Origin of the sequence: Siminovitchia acidinfaciens, assembly GCF_003605385.1 — a bacterium.
GTDB classification, from domain to species: Bacteria; Bacillota; Bacilli; order Bacillales; family Bacillaceae_C; genus Siminovitchia; species Siminovitchia acidinfaciens.
The window spans coordinates 183,776-202,934 of sequence record NZ_QYTV02000004.1; the positions used below are offsets into that span (position 1 = coordinate 183,776).

17 protein-coding genes are annotated in these 19,159 nt (G+C 40.8%); 1 reads left to right on the plus strand and 16 read right to left on the minus strand.

All coding sequences use genetic code 11. The features are described from left to right. The first annotated feature begins 87 nt into the window (after nt 1-87). Complete coding sequence (locus D4T97_RS10870; RefSeq protein ID WP_126050576.1) at nt 88-879, plus strand: SGNH/GDSL hydrolase family protein; 792 nt, start codon at nt 88-90, stop codon at nt 877-879. A gap of 269 nt (nt 880-1,148) precedes the next feature. Here the strand turns inward: D4T97_RS10870 and D4T97_RS10875 are convergent, their stop codons facing one another. The 16 genes from D4T97_RS10875 to D4T97_RS10950 all read right to left on the minus strand — a co-directional run bounded on the left by D4T97_RS10875 (nt 1,149) and on the right by D4T97_RS10950 (nt 19,066). Then, nucleotides 1,149-1,364, minus strand: coding sequence for a hypothetical protein (locus tag D4T97_RS10875; RefSeq protein ID WP_126050578.1), 216 nt, complete (start codon nt 1,362-1,364; stop codon nt 1,149-1,151). A gap of 96 nt (nt 1,365-1,460) precedes the next feature. After that, the gene (locus D4T97_RS10880) at nt 1,461-2,666 is read right to left on the minus strand and encodes a hypothetical protein (protein ID WP_126050580.1); all 1,206 of its coding nucleotides are present in this window, start codon (nt 2,664-2,666) and stop codon (nt 1,461-1,463) included. A 127-nt stretch (nt 2,667-2,793) separates the two neighbouring features. Continuing rightward, a complete protein-coding gene (locus D4T97_RS10885) occupies nt 2,794-3,963 on the minus strand; it encodes a DegT/DnrJ/EryC1/StrS family aminotransferase (protein WP_126050582.1) in 1,170 nt (389 codons plus the stop codon). 21 nt (nt 3,964-3,984) lie between these two features. Then, entirely contained in the window at nt 3,985-5,418 is a 1,434-nt protein-coding gene (locus D4T97_RS10890) for an APC family permease (protein ID WP_126050988.1), read from the minus strand. A 19-nt stretch (nt 5,419-5,437) separates the two neighbouring features. Beyond that, a complete protein-coding gene (locus tag D4T97_RS10895; protein WP_126050584.1) occupies nt 5,438-6,739 on the minus strand; it encodes a phenylacetate--CoA ligase family protein in 1,302 nt (433 codons plus the stop codon). Continuing rightward, on the minus strand, nt 6,736-7,398 hold the full coding sequence (locus D4T97_RS10900) for a NeuD/PglB/VioB family sugar acetyltransferase (protein ID WP_126050586.1): 663 nt from the start codon (nt 7,396-7,398) through the stop codon (nt 6,736-6,738). Before D4T97_RS10900 ends, D4T97_RS10895 begins: the two co-directional genes overlap by 4 nt. Further along, on the minus strand, nt 7,399-8,004 hold the full coding sequence (locus D4T97_RS10905) for a sugar transferase (RefSeq protein ID WP_126050588.1): 606 nt from the start codon (nt 8,002-8,004) through the stop codon (nt 7,399-7,401). Then, nucleotides 7,979-9,244, minus strand: coding sequence for a glycosyltransferase family 4 protein (locus D4T97_RS10910; protein WP_126050590.1), 1,266 nt, complete (start codon nt 9,242-9,244; stop codon nt 7,979-7,981). Before D4T97_RS10910 ends, D4T97_RS10905 begins: the two co-directional genes overlap by 26 nt. Nucleotides 9,245-9,255: 11 nt before the next feature. Next, entirely contained in the window at nt 9,256-9,969 is a 714-nt protein-coding gene (locus D4T97_RS10915) for an N-acetyltransferase (protein ID WP_126050592.1), read from the minus strand. 40 nt (nt 9,970-10,009) lie between these two features. Continuing rightward, on the minus strand, nt 10,010-11,164 hold the full coding sequence (locus D4T97_RS10920) for a DegT/DnrJ/EryC1/StrS family aminotransferase (RefSeq protein WP_126050594.1): 1,155 nt from the start codon (nt 11,162-11,164) through the stop codon (nt 10,010-10,012). Nucleotides 11,165-11,179: 15 nt separating this feature from the next. After that, nucleotides 11,180-12,280 (minus strand): glycosyltransferase family 4 protein, encoded by a 1,101-nt coding sequence (locus D4T97_RS10925; RefSeq protein ID WP_126050596.1) that lies wholly within the window; start codon nt 12,278-12,280, stop codon nt 11,180-11,182. Beyond that, the gene (locus D4T97_RS10930; RefSeq protein WP_164525542.1) at nt 12,277-13,125 is read right to left on the minus strand and encodes an O-antigen ligase family protein; all 849 of its coding nucleotides are present in this window, start codon (nt 13,123-13,125) and stop codon (nt 12,277-12,279) included. The genes D4T97_RS10925 and D4T97_RS10930 overlap by 4 nt, the downstream gene beginning before the upstream one ends. 453 nt (nt 13,126-13,578) lie before the next feature. Then, nucleotides 13,579-14,853, minus strand: a complete 1,275-nt coding sequence (locus tag D4T97_RS10935; RefSeq protein WP_164525543.1) for a lipopolysaccharide biosynthesis protein — start codon at nt 14,851-14,853, stop codon at nt 13,579-13,581. A gap of 24 nt (nt 14,854-14,877) precedes the next feature. Next, the gene (locus tag D4T97_RS10940; RefSeq protein WP_126050602.1) at nt 14,878-16,206 is read right to left on the minus strand and encodes a nucleotide sugar dehydrogenase; all 1,329 of its coding nucleotides are present in this window, start codon (nt 16,204-16,206) and stop codon (nt 14,878-14,880) included. Further along, entirely contained in the window at nt 16,164-17,234 is a 1,071-nt protein-coding gene (locus D4T97_RS10945) for a Gfo/Idh/MocA family protein (RefSeq protein ID WP_126050989.1), read from the minus strand. Before D4T97_RS10945 ends, D4T97_RS10940 begins: the two co-directional genes overlap by 43 nt. An 11-nt stretch (nt 17,235-17,245) precedes the next feature. Further along, nucleotides 17,246-19,066 (minus strand): polysaccharide biosynthesis protein, encoded by a 1,821-nt coding sequence (locus tag D4T97_RS10950; RefSeq protein WP_126050604.1) that lies wholly within the window; start codon nt 19,064-19,066, stop codon nt 17,246-17,248. Nucleotides 19,067-19,159 lie beyond the last annotated feature (93 nt).

The following is a 19,159-nucleotide window of genomic DNA, read 5'->3' on the forward strand; positions in this document are numbered from 1 at the left end:
TAGACGTTTTTATCAGAATGATTACATACTTTACATATTTTACAAGTTTTTAACAGTGAATTTACAAAGAGATACAGGGGGATTCATATGCGAAAGTTCATTACCATATTAGCCGTTTTGGCAACAATTATCTTTATCGCTGCTGCCCATAACTACTGGAAAGGAAAGACAAGCGCCATCGTTCCGGCGGCTAAAGTGGAGGAAAAACCAACCAATGATGTCGAGGAAAAAGCTGAGAAGCCTGTCACGACGGATGCAGATGTGCTGGCTATTGCAGCAAACTGGCCAAAGGAAGCACAGGGTACTTTTAACAAGTCTGTTACTCAAGGAAAGCCTTATAAAATTGCTTTCGTCGGCTCTGAATCTATCGGTAAGGAGGATGGCGGATGGTCCGTTATGTTGGAGGATGCATTGGGCAATGCCTATGACGACACTGTTGAAGTCGGAATCTTTGAATATGCGGAGAGGTCTGACGAATTCATCAACAATGGGCACGCTGAAGAAGTGGCCGGGTTCGGGCCTGATTTTGTGCTGTTCGAGCCTTTTACATTGAATGACAATGGGAATGTCGAAGTGGAGGACAACCATGAAAACATTAAAACTTTTATTTCCGCTGTGAAAAAGGCAAACGAGGATGCTGTTGTCGTACTGCAGCCACCGCATCCAATCCATAATGCGACGTTCTATCCAGAGCAGGTCGGACAATTGAAGGACTTTGCCAATTCAGAGGGGCTTGACTACTTGGATCATTGGTCCGTGTGGCCTGATCAAGAGAATGAGGAGCTTCGCACCTATTTGCAGGATAAGCAGGGTGCTCCCAATGAAAAAGGACATGAAGTATGGTTTAACTATTTGAAGGATTACTTTATAGCGGAGTAAGGAGAAGGTTCAGCCGGGGGCTGGACCTTTTTAAATGGCATAAAATAATCCGGCTGCTAAAAGAAGGATAGAGTAAATCATCCAATGAGAACACCTGGCTGTTCTATCAAGCTAATTAACAGCTAGTAAATAGAAGCTAAAAGAGAATTGAATGTGATTTAATAGACATATGAGGCTTCATCTTTATCAAGGCAGGTGAATTCCCGCAGCCCAGCGAAAACGGGTATATCTCGAGGAAGAATATTGGCGAAAATTTCGAGGATTACTTGTTAGTCATTGACAATGCTGTTGATTTCCATTTCTTTATCAACTTGAGGGATCATTCTACATGCAGTATCAAGATGATGTGTCCTTAACATCATTCGCATCATAGCCCCTGCATCTTCAATTAATTCATTTAAAGTTATTTCTTCAGAATATCCTTTTTCATATAATAACTGCAATAATTCTTGCAATGAAATGTCATTCGATCCCTTGTCATCCATTATTAAATTGCCTCCCATCAGTAAATTCGGACAATCCTATAAGAATCGTCCGTTTTTATTTTTTTATGTGTGCATTACTCAATCATTTGTTATTTATCAATCTTTTAATTTCTCTTTTACGGAAAGATACAATGCAATACTAAACAATCCTGTACTGTTGACTTTGTTTTGATAATACAGCCCCTCATACACATCATCTAATCTTTCCAGCACTTTTTCATCATATAGACCAAGAAAGGACCACCTAAGGGCAAAAAAGTAATATTTGCTTTCTTTTGGTGTATAGTAGCTTTTTTGTTCATTCTTTAATGGGTGAATAAATTTCCTGACTTTAGTAGGGGCATCTTCACTTACAATTTTAAAGACAATATTCTTAAATTTTTCAAAGTCTTTCTTTTTGAACACCTTAAAGCCAGCCTCTTCATGCAGAATAAATATTCCATATACAGTCAATGCAGCGTGGCTAATATCTTCCCAGTTTTCTGCATTGGAGTAATCCCAATAACTCCAATAATATGAATCAAATTCTTCATCATATTTCACCAATGATTGTTTAAAATAACGGAGGCTTTTTTCAATTTGTTCCGTATATATATTTTCACCCGTAAGCTTATCGTACAGGCCGCATGCAGCTAAATAGGCGAATATTCTATTGGGAATTCCGATTTTATCGGCTTCAGACACAATTCCGTTTCCGTAAGAATGGCCCATGTAAAAACCTTCATTTGCCGAAAAGTCTATCCACATCTTTTGTTGATTATGTATGGCTAATGCTTTCCCGCTTTCCAATAGAAATCTATCGGCCGTTTCCATATATTTGGTAATATGATTCTCTTTCACCGTATCTACAAATCGCAAAATAGGAAGTATGATCATCCCCGTATGAACGGGATATATATAATTAAACTTCCCGGATGTAAAATGACCTCCATCTGACCAGGCTGGCAAATACAAACCGGAGTTGGTATAACTCTCTATCCCCAGCTTCTGATCAGTCTGCGTGAAAATATATTCGACCTGTGGAACGAGCTGGTCCAAATACTTTTCATCTCCGGTGGCCTTATACATATCAATTAAAGAATTGGCGACATAGCTCCAAGACCAGGCATATTGATGTCCATTAAACTGTTTTCCTTGTTTGGGAAACTCTTTGATGGACCAAGTCGGCTGGCGCTCATACCATTCATCATACAAACTTTGTGTAATCCACTCATGTTCTTGTTCTTTTTTCATAGGATTGTTCCAAAAAAACAGTAATACTAATGCAATCAATAATAGGATGAATATCTTTTTTTTAGACATTTTTCCCCCTGACTCTATTAAATGAGGGACTCAGGCATCAGGATCGATGCCTGGATGGTTGATTGTAAAAAATCATTTTCTTCCTTACTGGTAATTTCCCCCATATTAAGGGGGGGTACTACTACAGTTAAGAAGTAACGAAAGAAGCAAGCTGCTTTCGAACACTGTTCTTTATCGCATCAATGACTCTATCCTGATCTTCGTCCGACATGCTGGAGCCTGATGGCAAACAGAGGCCACTAGCAAATAATTGTTCTGAAACAACATTGTCTTCCTCATGAGGATAAAAGCGTGCACCTTTAAATAAAGGCTGTAAATGCAACGGTTTCCAGAGTGGACGGGATTCAATATTCCGCTCGCCCATTTCCTGAATGATCTTATCCGTTTTCACCGGGCTGACATCCGGATCGATAGTAAATGTTGTCAGCCATCGGTTGGAAAGCGTACCCTCAAGTTCTGGCATTAATTCGATTCCCGGTATATCTGCAAGAGCATCAACATAGCGTTCGAATATCCTTCTTCGGGCAGCTACCCGGTCGTCCAATACTTCCAGTTGAGCACGCCCCACACCAGCGAGAATATTACTCAAGCGATAGTTGTAACCCATGTGGCAATGCTCATAATGTAGCGCTGGCTCTCGCGCCTGGGTCGCCAGAAACCTTGCCCGGTCCAGGGCTTCCTCATCATCAGAAACAAGCATTCCGCCTCCGGATGTTGTGATGATCTTGTTTCCGTTAAAAGAATAAATACCGAATTTCCCAAAGGTTCCACTTTTCTTCCCTTTATATTCTGAACCCAGCGATTCAGCGGCATCTTCTACGACTGGCACACCATACTGATTGCAAAGAGAAACAATTTCATCCATTTTGGCACTTTGTCCATATAAATTGACCACAATCACTGCCTTCGGCAGCTCTCCATCTGATTGTGCATCTTCAAGAGCCCTTTCCAATGCATGAGGACTCATATTCCATGTGTCAGGCTCCGAATCAATGAATACCGGTTCCGCTCCCTGGTACAATATCGGATTGGCACTTGCTACAAATGTAAAAGAAGAACAGAAAACCTTATCTCCCTGGCCAACATCTAACAACTCCAAAGCCAAGTGTATCGCGGCTGTACCCGAGCTTGTTACTGCTGCTCCTTTTGAACCGACATATTGGGACAGCTCCCTCTCGAACGCATCCACATTTGGTCCCAGAGGTGCAATCCAATTTGTCTTTATCGCTTGCTCAATATATTTTTCTTCATTTCCGCTCAGATGGGGAGGGGAAAGCAGAATTTTAGGTAATGACATTTTATTCGCCTCTCTTCTGGGTTATAAATCCTTATATTGTCCCAAGATGTAATACTTCATTTCTTCCGTACTGAGCGCTTTGAATTTTTGATAGACGCTGACGAGAAATAAAATCCCTAAAATAACCCACACAACCAACGCTATCATCGATGGCAGTTTTAATTGGGCCGGGGAACCAGGCGCTAATAATAATACTAAGAACGTGAGGCTGAAAACAGCACCTAATAATGCCACACTTTTCTTCAGGGGATTTACTTCCTTTTTACTGTTATGCCCGGACCAGTTTAAAACTTGATAGGCGGCAAAGCATGTGAAAAAGTACGCAACAGACACTCCCGTAGAAGACATGTCTACAATCCACAACAATGCTTCTCTCCCAAACCAGACGCTTGGCAACGTGAAAATGGCCACAAACCAGATTGACTTGTGCGGTGTGTTATAAATAGGATGCAAATCAGAAAAAAAGTTTGGCAAAGTTTTCGCACGGGACATGGCAAACAGCAAGCGGCTGGAGGAATGCATGAATCCGTTCAATCCAGTAAAAATCCCCATACATATGGCAATGGCAAGGATTACGACACCTGCTGTACCGAAGGAAGAGTATATAATATCGCCTGTCAGCCAAAGATTAGATTGATTTGGAATGTCTCCTTTTGCAAATGTCCACGCAGTCACGCCGATCATCGTTGCATATACCAGACCTGATGCCAATAAAGACAGGATAATCAGACTGAAAGCTTTTTTCGGCGAGAATTCAAACTCCTCCGCGGCTTGTGGTACATTATCGAAACCGACGTATGCCCATGGTGCGGCCGCTAATATAACGAGAATAGAAATGAAGCTTGATTTATCTTCAGCAAAATAAGGCTGCATATTTTCAAGTGGAAAGTCTGCAAAAAGAAAGGTGTATACTCCCATTACGGCAACGCCTGCGATTAATACGATCGAAAAGATAAATTGTAATCTTCCTGACAGACCGCTTCCTTTGACATTCAGATAGGCGAAAAACAGGATGACAGCGGAAGATATGATAACTTCCGGCAAAAAAACATCCCATCCTGCAATTTGGTAAAGATAAAATTGCTTCATGAAAGAAGGAAACAGGTATTTTAATAACAATGAAAAAGCTGAAGCGTTCAAGGCGACAATACATATATAGCCGAGAGCCAAAAACCATCCTGTGATAAATGACCAATTTTTCCCTGCGCTCAAGAAAGCATAGGCAAACTCCCCGCCGGAGACAGGATACTTCTTAATAAGTACCCCATAGCTGACTGCAATGAGCATCATCACTGCCGCCCCTATGAGTAATCCGATGATCGCCCCCAATGCACCGGCACTCTTGATCCAGTCCCCCGGGAGTATAAACGCTCCCCATCCAATGGATGATCCGAAGGCAATTGCCCAAACCCACGAAGGCTTCAAGTTTTGCGTTAATTTTTTTCTTCGCTCCATGTTCTTCCTCTCTTCATCTTCATGTTTTAATGTATTCATTGACAATGTATGGCGTTTTTCCTGATGCCAAGGTTGGTATGTCCTCGACTGGAATCAACCGTATATCGGCGTCTTCTCCCAAAATATCGCGCAAAATATTCATGACTTGTTCTTCATTGAAGAATGATGAGTCAGGAATGACATTCATTACATAATCGTTCTTGCCTTTTTGGATAAACTGGAATTTTTTTACCCCTTCTACATCTTTCATTTTTACGTTTATAGAAAACGGGGAGATTTTCTCGCAGGACGGCGAATAAATCAATTCAATTTTCCTTCCGGAAATGGAGCTTAAATAAGGAGTTTTCTTTTTGCCCTTCAGCCGTGTTTGCATCGTACCCAGGTCACCTGTGTCATATCGTATTAATGGCATTCCGAACGAATAGAAATCCGTCACTACGATCCGTCCCTCTTCTCCTTCTGCACACGGGGTATCATCGTCGAGCTTTAATATTTCAACAAAAAAGGAGGCCTCATTGATCCGATAACCGGCATCATCCGGGTGTTGGACAGCAACCAAGCCCAATTCTTCTGTGGCATATCGAACTTGAATCGGACATCCAAAGGCTTTTTCGATGAAAGACCTTTGCTTATCAAGTAAAGGTTCAGCCGTGCATATGATGCCCTTTAACTTGAAATCGCTTGGCTTGTCTCCTTTTTTCAAACAAAATAAAGCTATTTCATATAAGGTGGAAGGAAAGCCGATGATCATTTTCAGCGATTTAACTTTTTGGCGAATCTCTTCAAGGTTTGTTTCTGATAGATTTGTCGGATCGATGTGTATTTCATTCTGCAAAAGTAAATTTAATCTCCCCTTCGGATGAGTCGCTCGAATAAAGCCGTGTTTCATGCCGAAATAATAGCCCACAGATCTTCCCAAATAGATCACTTCCGCGATTTGTCTAACTTTCTTTTCACTCGTTCTATAAAAAGACATGGGGGTTCCGGAGGAACCTGATGTTGTCACTTTTATCAGTTCGTCTTTAGTTACATTGTTTGGGATAAAAAATCCCATATTTTCACGGATTATTTGTTTGTCTATGACTGGCAGGTCGCTCAAGTTTTCAGCATCTTTAAAAGCAGAATAATAAGGGACATGATGAACAGCATGCCTGATGATACGTTTCATTTGATGTTCTATATCAGGATCCACTGTCGCTTTTTCAACATCTTTGATTTGGCTGTAGATATTTTTTTTCAGCAGCTTATCCGCTATAAAAAACAGGCGATTCCTGGTGATTTCCCCGACGTTCATTACGAAGGGGTCATAAAGCTTGATCATGTTGTCACCCACTCACTTCTAAGCAGCTTGGCCGGAACGCCTGCAACCGTCGTATTGTCACACACATCCTTGTTCACCAGTGCGCCGGCTCCAACGGTTGCGCTGACTCCGACTTTCACATTCTGTAAGACACAAGCATTGCTTCCAATCTGTGATTTTTCCCCTAAAATAGAAAATCCCGAGAGATTTCCTCCGGGATAGATCGTTGCATAATCTTTAATTTTTATATCATGGCCAATCGTAGAATTAAAATGAACCAAAGTAAAATTGTTAATTTCCACATCCGCAGAAATGGCCGTATGTTCAGAAATGATATTCCCGTACCCTACTTTCACTGTTGGGTTTAACGTAACTGTAGGATGGATAACATTCGGAAATAACAAACGGGAATTTGTTGATAGTTTTTTATGGATCTTCTCTTTTACAATCGGATTTGCTATGGCGATAACGACATTTGACGTATCATTGATCGTTAATAGAAAATCTGTATCCCCCACAACAGGTAAGCCACCCACATGTACATGTGAATTTTCAATGTTATCATCAATAAAACCGGCAAGGTCCCAGTTCCGATCTCTTAAATCAATCATTTTAATTGTTTCAAGGACACCTTTCCCAAGCCCGCCGGTACCAATAATATAAGTAGGAATTTTCACCATTTATTCATCCTCGGTTCCGGTAAACCTCTTTACCATTTGATTTGTATCAGAGTTAACCCCTTCTGACTTCACTACCTTTATAAAGGTCATAAACAGGATCTTCAAATCAAGGAATATACTCCAGTTATCTACATACCAAATATCATACTTGAATTTTTCCTTCCATGTGATCGCATTGCGGCCATTTATTTGTGCCCAGCCGGTTAATCCCGGCTTGACATCCAGTCGTCTTTTTTGCTCCTTATTGTAGAGTGGTACATACTCCATTAATAAAGGTCGTGGCCCTACCAAAGATATATCGCCTTTTAAAATATTGATCAATTGAGGCAGCTCATCCAGGCTTGTTTTTCTTAATGCTTTTCCAAACCGGGTTTCCCGTTGATCATTTGGAAGTAAATTCCCATTTTTGTCCTTTAGGTTCAGCATCGTCCTAAACTTGTATATTTTAAACGGTTTTCCATGCTGGCCGGCCCTCGTCTGTATGAATAAAACAGGTGAGCCCATCTTGTACAAGACCAATAAACTTATGATGCCCATTGGGAGCAATAAGATGATCAATGCAATCACAGCAGTCAAGCAGTCAAACAGTCTTTTTATTACTGTCATATTTACCCCACTTATCTAATTGAAATTCGTTGTAAAATCTTTGCCCCAATTTATTCCATGAGTAATTCTCTTCGACATGCACTTTTAAAGATCGGTTCATTTGCTCGATCATTTGGCTGTCATTGGATAGCCTCACTATTTGCTCTGCCAATTCAACGTTATCATTCGAAACAATCGCACCTTTTAAATTTGAATATTCACCAACAATAGCTGGATTGGAATACATGAAAATAGGCAATCCCGCCGCCATATAATCATATAGCTTATTCATGCTGAACCCCCACTTATAGAGGGGACTGTCCATGATAGATATATAACTTGCATCCGCTTTGCTCAGTAAATACGGTATATCTGACTTTTTTACCGGATCGGCAAATGATATATTTTTTAAATTCAGATCGGACGCACCTTTTATTAAATCTTTTTTAACAGGTCCATTTCCAACAAGCAGAAAATGGATCTTGCCGCTTGGATCCAACTTTGACGTTGTTTTGGCAAGATCCAATATTGGTTTTAAATGATTTGCTATTCCATGGGAACCTGTATATATGACGATGAAACGGTTATTGATTTCCCTGAAGATCTTGTCTACTTCCGGCGATGGTTTGATGTCAAGGTGATTTCCGGTATTGACCCCGTTTGGCAAATAAATCACTTTATCTCTCTCGACGCCTTTGGAAACGACATAATCTGTCGCCTTGTTAAAAAGCACAATTATTTTATCCGCCTTTTGATACAAGAAGTTTTCCACTTTAAACAATACCCTGCTCAATAAGCTCTTCTCTTTCAGTTTTCCAAAGTCAATGAATGTCTGCGGCCATAAGTCCCGTTCTTCAAAATAAAATTTGGCATTCAATTTTTTTGAAACAAAATAGGCAGCCAATGCTGCCAAGGGATGTACTGTCGAACCTATGATCAGGTCAACCTTCTCGTCTTTAAAATCTTTCATGGCTACTTTATATGCATTAACTGAGTAGCTGATGAAATTCATTATTCTCTTAAGGCTGTTTTTGTAAGGTATCGTTTTTAACCAGACAAACTTTACTCCGTCTATATATTCGACTTGGTATCGTTGTGAATTGTAAGTAATCATTTCCTCTTTTTTGTTATGACTGAAAGAGGAAGCAAATATTGTTACAGAGCACCCTTTTTTGACCAAGTAAGAAGCGAGTTCAAAATGTCTTGTACCGCCGCTTTGCTTTGGAGTCCTGGCGTAGTGGTTAAATATCCAAATATTCATTTATAACATCCTTATTGGTTTCTCAGCAACTGATTTTCAGCTACTTTTCTAATCTCCTTAGCAGGGGATCCGACAACTAAAGATTCCTTTTCCACATCTCTTGATACAATGCTTCCCGCACCGACTGTACCGTCTTCATGGATGATTTTGCCTGGAAGTATTGTAGAGTTAGCTCCGATCCGGCCGCCGGTCTTCACCGTGACGCCTTTAAATTTATCGTAGCGTTCTTTGCTTCTGGCCATGTAGTTATCATTTGTCGTCACTACACACGGTGCGATAAATACATGGTCTTCGAGCTGTGAATATGCCGTGATATAGCAATTTGTCTCGAGCTTACAATAAGAGCCCACTTTACAATCGTTCTCCACCGCAACACCACGTCCGACAATTGTTCTTTCCCCTATAGATACACGTTCGCGAATCGTGGCAAGATCGGCAACAAAAGCTTCATCACCTATATTTGCATTTGCATAAATGATGGATGAAGTCCCAATTGTTACTCCGTCGCCTATTACAGTTGGGGGAAGGTGTTTTGTTTCGGGTAAAATTGATGCTTTTGCCCGTGTGGGCTGCTTTCCAATCACAACATTGTCTTGAATAATTACGCGGTTTCCAATTTGCGTTCCCTCATATATAACCACGTTGTTACCGATTATTACATCGTCACCTAATGATACATTTTGACCGATTACAACATTTTGGCCACTTTGAACGGTAGTGTTCATTCTTTTTCCTCCCCCTAATTAAGACGGCTTATATGATTGTTTATATAAATTGAATATCGCTTTCCAAGGTGGAAGCTCCGACCGGCTGCTTATAGAATTTTATTATCTTTTCTATTATGTAATCTTGATCTTCTTGTTTTAATTCAGGATACATCGGTAATGAAATGGCTTCTCTTGCCGCTTTCTCTGATTCAGGCAAGTCTCCTTCAGTATAACCCAAGTCTTTAAATACGGGTTGCATATGAAGTGGACACGGATAATAGATCATTGTGGCAATACCTTGGTTCTTCAAGTATTCCTGCAATTCATCCCGATTTGGGACGCGCAGCGTATATTGATGAAATACATGATAATTTCCATCCTTTTGAATCGGCGTCTGGATCACTCCCTGTAAATGTTCAGCCAGTTTATCAGTATAATATTTTGCTTTTTGCCTGCGGGCTTGCGACCAGGCATCTAGGTAAGGGAACTTTACATTCAATATGGCAGCTTGAAGCTCATCCAGCCTGCTATTATACCCAAGTACATGATGATAATATTTTGGCTTGCTTCCGTGGACACGAATCACTTTTGCTTTTTCTGCCAGTTCTTCGTCATTTGTGACGATCATTCCTCCGTCACCATATGCCCCTAGATTTTTTGTAGGGAAAAAGCTATATGTCGCCGCTGCTCCAAGCTCTCCGACATTTTTGCCATTCTGCTTTGCCCCAATGGCTTGGGCGGCGTCTTCGACAATGATAAGATCATATTTCTCGGCTATCGCTTTAATCGCTCCCATATCTGCCATTTGCCCGTACAAATGGACTGGGATCACAGCTTTTGTCTTTTCTGTAATTGCAGATTCTATTTTGGCAGGATCAATATTAAAAGTGACAGGATCAATATCCACAAACACCGGTGTTGCACCCGTACGTACTATTGAACCTCCCGTTGCAAAAAATGTAAAAGCTGTGGTGATCACCTCGTCACCTTCTCCGACCCCGGCAGCCTGCAATGCAATATGAATGGCATCACTGCCATTTCCCACACCGATTCCATAACCCGCACTGCTGTACTCGGCAACATCCGTTTCAAGCTTCTTCACATTGTCTCCTAATATAAACCTGGAGGAGGACATCACCTCATCCAGCACACTCATGACTTCTTCTTTCATCGATTGATACTGTTCACCTAAATCTAGCATTGGAATTTTCAAGTCCTCATCTCCAAATCATCTCAATTTCTCATAAGCATCTATTAACTTTATACTCTCTTGTTCCCAGTTATAAATGTTTTCAACAGCTTTACGGCCATTTTGGCCCATCCTTTCAGCATCACCGGGGTTTTCTTTCATGAAAGTGATTGCCTCCGCAATTTCCTTTGGATTCAGTGGATCCACACACAATCCACAATCATTTCCTTCGACAATACTTTTCCATACGGGGAAATTGGAAGCAATGACCGGAATCCCCGCAGCCATATATTCGAACATTTTTACCGGCAGTGCGTCCATATAATTGATTCTGGGATGAAGGAGAACCAGACCTGCGATTGATCTCTGGTATACTCCTTTAACTTCCATCCGATTTAGAAAACCAAGATGCTTCACTTTGTTCCAGCCTTTATATTTCATGACCTCTTCTTTTCCATTAGGGGGTATGAAGTTTCCTCCCATAAGCAAGCTGATTCCCTCAGTCATTTCCATGGCTCTGACCATCTCTTCAACGCCCCTGACTTTAGAGATACCGCCCACATAGCATACCGAGCTTTCTTTGCTTTCCCACGAAACATCATCTGTTTTTAATTCATTCAATATCGGGAAGTTATTAACATCCACAGCATTTGCTTTGATATCCAAAAATCTGTCCCGTATAAAAGCAGTAGCCGTAATTAACAGATCGAACTTCTTCGAAGCTTTTTCTTCATAGGTTTCAAACAGTTTGGAGATCACTTTTTGCGATTTGAACGGCAGCCAGGATTTATTCAAAATTTGTCTAGGTACATCTTCATGTACATCGTAAATGACTTTTTTTCCTTTTTTCTTTAACTTTAATCCGACTGGAATTAATTCGGGATCATGGAAGTGGTAAACATCTGCATCAATCTCAAGTCCTTTTTTATATACCTTGTCCATTGCTTTTGCCATCCGTTTTAACCGGCTGCTTTCTTCCTTTTCAATTCCATGAACATGAACTTCTTCCAAAACAGCGGAAGGCGCACCTGGAGCCACCAGGTGCACCTCGTACCCTGCTCTCGCCAATGATTGGCATTCTTTGATAAAGATTCTTGTATCTGTATGAGAATGGACAGATGTTAAATGGCAAACTCTCAATTGTTCAGACCTCTCTCCTCTATAAGCCGATTATTCATTACATTCGTAGTTTGCTTGAAGGAATTTTGATAGCACATCAATCCCAGCGTTGTAAATAAAAACCTGTTGTCTGATAAATCTCCGCTGACCATCGTATTAATGAACATGCTGAGAAATAACATGAGAATGGCCGCTTTATATATATCTTGTTTGAAATTAGTAAAGAGCATATGAATACTCATGTACATAAGGATCACTAAAACAGCCAGCCCGATGACTCCCAGTTCTGAGCCTACTTCATAAAAAATATTATGAGGATAACCTCTTTTGTCGCCAATGCCCATCATGACCGGCCAGCTCCCAATTCCATTCCCAAAGAAAAAGCTTTCCTTCCATAAATCAAAGCTCTGTGCATAAAAATATAATCGGGTGTCTGCACTGTCCCCCATCGAGTTACCTTCGAATAAGAGTAAGAACCTCTTAAGGCCTTGGGGGACTTTATCGCTATTAAGTAAATTGATGATACCGATCACGGCCAAGAATACAGCCAAAGCGGAAGGAATAAACTTTTTGGTCAAGGCCAGCTGACCGCCCTGCTTATTAAAAGAGACATAAGCCAGAAGTATAAGCAATGGTACTAGAGATACCAAGGGGCCTCTTCCACCGGATACAAACATGACATATAAATAAGCAGTTAAAAGAAACAGACCAAAGATAGTCGTTTTTTTATTATTTTTCCTCATTAAGATGAATACGGAGATTAAGATAACCCCCAGACTAAGGATCCTTCCAACTCCTAAGTAGTTACCTCCCAACACATTAAGGAACGCTGATTCATTTTCACCTAAAAATAGTACACTCTCCATTAACATCCAAAAAGACAATAAAAATATGGAAATAAAGAACCTTTTTACTCGTTCCCTATCCTGCGCAATAATAATTACGGCACCGGCAAAAGCCCAAAAAATAAGAGTAAACAGGTGAAGAGCTTTCTCGAACCCGTACACATAGCTGGGAGACCATACCAAAGTAAGCAGAGCATAAATGGATAAACAAAAATAAATAGCAAGAATAGCCAGTGCGTTTTTTCTAAAGTGAAATTTTTGGTTGATGAGAATCCAAATTGATATGGCTATGCTACATATCAAAAAAAATAAAGTTAAATCAAAAGGAACCCATTGAAATCTTGGGTCGCCTTTATACCTTCCTGCGAAGAGGAATAATGTAAATATAAATTCAAATGAGAAAACAACTCTAACAATGGTTTGTGTCATAATAAATGATTACCTTTTTTCATTTTGTCAGTATACACTCATTGCTCACATCGATTTTTTATGAACAATGCGGTCACTCTTACTATGGTCAACTCTATTAAGAACAGCAGTAATAAGAGCCAATAATAACAAGTATGTAGATGTTACTAAAATACTATAAATTAAAATGCTTTGATGGAACTCCAAATTAAATTGTTTAATACATATTAATGTACCAACAACGAATATAAATCTGGTCAGATCCCATATAAATTGCAGCTCTTGTTTTTTTAATATGTTCAGTATTTGAGATAGCGGGCTTACCGAAAATTGGATAACCACCATGAATGAAATTAATTTTATTACTTCTTTTGTTTCATGCCACTGACTGCCGAGAAACAGAAAAATTAACTTTTCACTAAAGAGTACGACCAATAATACAATGACAAGGCTGATGCCAAACAATGAAATGGCATAACGGTAAAAAGTTAATTTAAGCTTATGGATATTCCCTTCCCTCACTAATTCAGTAGCATTACCTAAAAAAAACTGTCCCACTGCTTGTGATATTAATGTCATTGGTGATATCAATATCCTTTGCCCCATTGCAAATAATCCCAAATAGTAATTGCTGTACATCATCCCCAGGAAAATCGGGAACATCTGCAGTGCAGAACTATTGAAAAACGCCGAGACACTTGAAAGCAGCGGGAATTTCCTATGAAATTTTACAGACTCCAATACTCGCTTTTTTGAGATTGATTTTCTATTTTCTTTCAGTAAATCGAATATATTTTTTAAGAGTCTATTGGCCCCCAACAGCCTGCCAAAAATATCGCCTGCTACGAGTGAAAGGGAACCGCTGTTTAATGTGCCAAATGTTATTTGGGAGCCGTTCGTCAGTAAACTTTTGCTGAACTTGCTTACAGCGATCCCTTTGTAATTTTGTAACCGTATCGAATAATAAATCGCCAGATTATATAGACCTTCACCAAACAGCATGACCGGAAGCAGATATATCCAAATGCTTTCGGCATAAATCTTATAGCTCCATACGAGATGTACCCCTATGAAAGTCAGAAGGGTGATGGCAGTTAAAATTAGCAGACAAGCAACTAATAAATTGATTAATCGGCTATTATTTGATTCAATAGGCAGAGCCAATTCCAACTTGAGTGTCGCAAACACATTTATTATGGCCAGAATGGATATTAACAACGTCAATTCGCCAATTTGATCAGGTGTATATATGCGAGCGATGATCGGAATGGCAGCTATGTAAATAGCCTGTGCCAACACATTGCCTGTAAGCAGGCCCAGCAGTCCTTTAAACTTTGCCATCAATCCCCTCATGATCGACTCATCCTATAATTTATGAATTTTATCACTTATCTTTTCATACGAATTCCTTGTGTCTAGTATTAATTCACTTTTCGCTTCTATTAAATCATAATTAAATATTGTATGGTTTGTGGCTATTAATACAAGATCACTATTTTCGATTTCCTCAACTGTTAGATCAACTGTACTGATATGCTCACCATTCATTTTAAATTCAGGAATGAGGTAATCAGACACTCTCCATTCTGCCCCGGATTTGTCCAGCCTTTCTAATATAGGAAGAACCGGTGATTCCCGATAATCATCCACATCTTTCTTATAGGCAACCCCGAGCACCAGAATCCGAGATCCTTTCAGTGCCTTTCCTTGTTCATTCAGTATCTCGATGCAGCGTTGCACAACAAAATCCGGCATACTGTCATTGATTTCCCCAGCAGTCTCTATCAACTTCGTATGATAATTATACTCACGCGCTTTCCATGTCAGGTACCATGGATCAATTGGAATGCAATGGCCGCCCAAACCAGGCCCCGGATAGAAAGGCATGAATCCGTATGGTTTCGTTGCAGCAGCATCGATGACTTCCCATACGTCGATTCCCATCTTGTTGCAGAGAATAGCCATTTCGTTGGCAAGCGCAATATTGATATGGCGAAATGTGTTCTCAAGGATCTTTTCCATCTCAGCGACCGCGGGACTCGATACTTCATGTACGTCTCCTTCCAGAACTGAACTATACATGGCTGCCGCTACCTTTGTACATTCATCCGTCATGCCACCGACAACTTTTGGTGTGTTTTTTGTATTGAATGTTTTGTTACCAGGGTCTACCCTTTCAGGTGAATAAGCTAAAAAGAAGTCCGCGCCACATACCAGACCGGATTCCTCCAATATCGGTTTAATGAGTTCTTCTGTTGTTCCGGGATATGTAGTGCTTTCCAATACCACCAGGGTTCCTTTTGTAATGTGGTCCGAAATGGCCTTGGCTGAATTTTCGACGTAAGTCATATTCGGCTGCTTATAGATATCAAGAGGAGTTGGAACGCAAATCGCTACAGCATCAACCTCTTTTATAAATGAGTAATCTGCTGTTGCCGATAGATTCCCGGATTCAACCAGATTCTTTAAATCGGCTGGAATGACGTCTCCAATATAGTTTTCCCCCCTGTTAACCCTTTCGACTTTTTCTTCCTGAACATCAAATCCGATCACCTGATAACCTGCCTTCGCTTTTTCAACAGCTAAAGGGAGGCCGACATAACCAAGTCCTACGACTCCAATCGTCGCCGTTTTCGTTTCCAGTTTATTAATCAACTCATCAGCGAGGCTTGTTGATTGTAAAAGTGTTCCCATACAAACTCTCCTTTGTGAATGTGGATTGGTTTGTTTATTGTTGCGGATTCATAAAATGCAAGAACGAGTTGAAGTGCATTTCTTCCGTCTCTTCCAGTGATTGCCGGCTGCCTGTCATTAATGACAGCCTGCACCATGTCCGAAATGATCCATTCATGTCCCGGGGTACCCCAAGGGTCCGCGTTGATTTTATTTTTAATTGTTGAGATTTTATCTTCCGCAAAACCTTCAATTTCAAGATGCTCAAAATAGAGAGCGTTTTTCCCTCCAATTTTGACTGTCCCGTTCTCACCAAAGATGGTGATGGATTCTTCAAAGTTGGATGGGTATACAGTAGTAGATGCTTGTACTGTTGCAAGGGCGCCTGACTCAAAACGGATGATGCCGGTAGAGACATCTTCAGCTTCAATATCACGCAGCCTGGTTGCTTCCATGCTGTACACTTCCTCAGGCTGGCCCATAAACCATAGCAGTAAATCAAGATTATGAATCGCCTGATTCATCAGCACTCCGCCGTCGTGTTCTTTCGTTCCGCGCCATGGCGCTTGGTCATAATATTCCTGATTTCTGTTCCAATTGACGATGCAATTGGCATGGCTGATTGTTCCAAGTACGCCGCTGTCTAAAATAGAGCGAAGTTCTCGTACAACTGGTCGAAATCGATTGGGATGTACAACGGCCAGTTTGACGTTATTCTCTTCAGCCGCTCGGATGATTCGATTCGCCTCATCCATTTTCATCGCAATCGGCTTTTCCAATATTATATGTTTCCCTGAAGCTGCTGCCTGTTCCGCGATAGAGGCATGCAATCCGCTCGGAGTACAAATACAAACGATATCAAACGGTTCTTTTTTGAGCATTTCATCCAGCTCTTTGTACTCCTTTGCCCCATACTCTTCTGAATAAGGCTTCATGGCCGCCTGAAAGGGATCGCAAACTGCAACGAGTTTTGCATCATTGATATTTTCAATGGCTGCAGCATGCTTTTTTGCAATGAATCCACAGCCTACAATTGCAAAGTTCATCATATGACTCCTCACTATCTGGCCACTTGAAGTTCTCTTGTTCTTTTTCTGTTGGCCATTGTTACTAAGGTTCCTTTCATCTCGTCGATGGACATTTCTTTTAACCTTTCGATTACACCGTATAAATCCTGCTTATCAATCGGGTCTGCTTTTCCAACATGTATCTTTGGAAAAACTTGCTCTTCTTGAACTTCATTTTCGTTTAACAGTTCCTCAAACATCTTTTCTCCAGGACGGATCCCTGTATATTCAATTTCAATTTCATCCAGAGAATATCCCGAAAGAGTGATCAGGTTTTTCGCCAAGTCCGAAATTTTTACAGGTTCTCCCATATCCAGGACGAATACTTCACCACCACGGGCAAGCGTGCCTGCTTGAATCACTAATCTGGATGCCTCTGGGATGGTCATGAAATAGCGGGTCATATCTGGATGGGTAACGGTAACTGGTCCTCCGACTTCAATTTGCTTTTTAAAAAGAGGAATGACGCTTCCCCTGCTTCCAAGGACGTTTCCGAACCGTACAGCAACAAATTTAGTTTCACTTTCTTTTGCCATCGTCTGTATGATCATTTCAGCAATCCGCTTAGTGGCTCCCATGACGTTCGGCGGGTTGACTGCCTTATCCGTGGAAATAAGGACAAATGTATCGACGCCGTGAATGTCTGCTGCTTCCGCTACGTTTTTCGTACCAAAAATATTGTTCTTTACCGCTTCTCTTGGATTTCCTTCCATGAGAGGCACGTGTTTATGAGCAGCTGCATGGTAAATGACACGAGGTTTGTGTTCACCTATCACTTCCTGCATTCTCTGCGGGTCTTGTACATCCGCAATCACAGGAACAAGTTCAATATGTTCGGAGTATTCCTTGCGGAGTTCCATATCAATCTTATAAATGCTGTACTCTCCATGACCGAGAAGGATCATTTTTTTCGGATGAAACTTGCATAATTGCCTGCATATTTCAGATCCTATTGATCCACCTGCACCTGTAACGAGCACCGTTTCACCCGTTATCGACTGCGAAATGGTACTAATATCAAGCTCGACAGTATCACGCCCTAGCAAATCCTCCACTTCCACATTTCGAAGGGCACTCACTTCGACTTTTCCTGTCATGACGTCTTCGAGCAATGGCATAATCTTTATTTCTGCTTCTGTTTGGGAGCAAACTTCATAGATGCGCCTTGCTTTCCTCCTTGATAATGAGGGGATGGCAATAATAATGTGCTCAATTTTCATCCTCTCAACAAGTGCAGGTATATCATCAATGCCACCGCATACTTTGATTCCATACATTTCAAGCATGTATTTCCTTGGATCGTCATCTACAAATGCAACTGGCATTAAATCCACGTCATTACTGTAAATCAATTGTCTGGCCAAGGTTGCTCCCCCTGATCCTGCACCAACAATGAGCGTTTGTTTTTTCTTGCATGTCGGCTGCATAAAACGATCCCGGTACATACGCCATGAAAAACGAGACCCTCCAATGAGGAGCATATGCAGCATCCATGTCATGAGAAGGACACGGATATGCACATGTCCGGCACCAATCAACTGAACAAGCCCTGTAGTTGCAATGGAAAAAGTAACGGCTTTTGCGATAATGATCATTTCTCCGACACTGGCATACTCCCATGCTTTCAGATACAGTCTGTAGCGCAATGCAAATATATGATGGCTCGCCAGCAAGACGAGCGAACTGACCAGTAACAGCTTGGAATTGTAAAAATTGGAGTAGGGATGCAAAATATAATAGCCTGCGTAGATGGACAGCATGACGATAACGGAATCTAGCAGCATCAACAGCGGAACACGCTTTTGATAAGTCAACTCGGATCCCTTCTTTACAAAAAATTTGTTAATAAATGTCTATTGTTTGTGCATTTTAAGTAGACATTCGTTATGTAATTAAGCGGGCATCTA